Here is a 582-nt window from a genome sequence, read left to right as displayed (position 1 = left end):
AGGGGGGCAACCGGGTCCAGCACCAGATTGAGGGTATCGCCCAGTCCGGATACCAGATAGCTCAGCTCTCCGACAAAGTTGCCGCTCTGGTCAAGAAACTCTCCGGCTGGATCGCTGATGCCGAGCAACTGTTTGCTGCCGGCACTGCCGGGATCACGTTGATAATCGGAAAGCAGCAGGTAGCGGCCCAGGTCGGTGGGCTTCATGTAGAAGGGGGTAGCGTTGCTGGCATTGTTGCTCAGCCCATAGTTGCCGTCATTGCTGACCAGAAACTGTTGTTGGCTTTGCAGGGTGTAGCAGCCATTGGCGAACTGGTAGCGGTTGAGGGGCTCGGGCTGCGGCTCTGGCTCTGGTGTCGGGTCCGGGGTTTCCGGCTCCCTGGGCGTTTCCGGGGTGGTGGGGGCGTCACCGGCAACGGCCGGGGCGTTGCTGCTGCCTCCGCCGCCACAGGCGCCAAGCAGGCTGGCGCTGAGCAGTAATGCCAGTGGAAGCCGGTAAGAGACAAAGGCGGGAGCCTGGCTGAGTGAAAACATTGCTAACCCCTTTATGGTGCCCATGACAGGCGCCGTTGTTGTTGTTTGT

At 61.2% G+C, this 582-nt stretch carries 1 pseudogene; it reads right to left on the bottom strand.

From position 1 onward, the window contains the following. Nucleotides 1-533, bottom strand: a pseudogene (locus tag A3754_RS23170) (hypothetical protein); the annotation flags it as partial. Between the last annotated feature and the right edge of the window lie 49 nt (nt 534-582).

Source organism: Alcanivorax sp. HI0083 (genome assembly GCF_001635175.1).
The sequence above is the reverse complement of the archived record's forward strand: the minus strand, read 5'-3'. Positions and strand labels throughout refer to the sequence as shown.